Below are 1,201 nucleotides of genomic sequence, written 5' to 3' on the forward strand. Positions count from 1 at the left end.
ATGAGATCGTCTCGGCGCCGCCCGACCAATCGATCTTCCGCAACGTGTTCGTGCGCACGCTCTGGATCAGTTCGCTGGTCACGGCGCTGACGCTGCTCCTGGGCTACCCCATCGCCTACTTGCTGGCGAGCCTGCCGCCACGGACCAGCAATCTGCTGCTGATCCTGGTGCTGCTGCCCTTCTGGACGTCGCTGCTGGTGCGGACCACCGCCTGGGTCGTGCTCTTGCAGACCAACGGCCTGCTCAACGATTTTGCGCTGTGGCTCGGCATCATCGACGAGCGGGTGCAGCTCATCTTCAATCGGGGCGGCACCGTAGTGGCCATGACGCACATCCAGCTCCCCTTCACCATCCTGCCGATCTACAGCGTCATGAAGACGATCTCGCCCACCCATGTCCGCGCCGCGCGGTCCTTGGGAGCGGGGCCGTTCTACGCCTTCTGGCGGGTCTATTTCCCGCAGACGGTGCCGGGCGTCGCGGCCGGGTGCCTGCTCACCTTCATCCTCGCGCTGGGCTACTACATCACGCCCGCGCTGGTCGGCGGGCCGAACGACCAGATGGTCAGCTACTTCGTCGCGCATTACACGAACCGAGAACTGAACTGGGGCATGGCTTCGGCGCTCGGCACGGTGCTGCTGGCCATCACCCTGGTGCTGTTCTTCGTCTACAACCGCCTGATCGGCATCGACCGGATGAAGCTGGGCTGAGCGACCATGGCCGTCCCGAGCTATGCGACCCCGCTTCAGCGGGCCTGGCATTGGATCTTCCTGGCGCTGTGCGCGATGATCTTCCTGTTCCTGATCGCGCCGATCCTGGTGATCATGCCGCTCTCCTTCAGCAGCGAGCCGTGGTTCACCTATCCGCTGCCGGGACTTTCCACGCGCTGGTACGACGATTTCTTTTCTTCCCAGCGCTGGCAGTCAGCGCTGTACAACAGCGTCTTCATCGCGCTCGCAGCGACGGCTCTGTCGACCATCCTCGGCACTCTCGCCGCGCTCGGGCTGTCGCGTCCGGAGTTCCCGTTCCGGCCGGTTATCATGGGGCTGATCATCTCGCCCATGATCGTCCCGATCGTGATCACCGCCGTCGGCATGTATTTCTTCTATGCCGAGATCGGGCTCACCAACACCTATTGGGGCATCATCCTCGCCCACACCGCGCTGGCGACGCCGTACGTCGTCATCACCGTGACGGCGACCCT

Annotated in this window: 2 protein-coding genes; both read left to right on the top strand. The window is 63.9% G+C overall.

What is annotated here, in order from left to right:
* On the top strand, positions 1–707 hold a 707-nt coding region (locus VFZ66_01700), incomplete at its 5' end, for an ABC transporter permease (protein HEX6287869.1).
* Between the two features lie 6 nt (positions 708–713).
* On the top strand, positions 714–1,201 hold a 488-nt coding region (locus VFZ66_01705), incomplete at its 3' end, for a hypothetical protein (GenBank protein HEX6287870.1).

It is taken from the genome of Herpetosiphonaceae bacterium (assembly GCA_036374795.1).
Taxonomy (GTDB): domain Bacteria; phylum Chloroflexota; class Chloroflexia; order Chloroflexales; family Kallotenuaceae; genus LB3-1.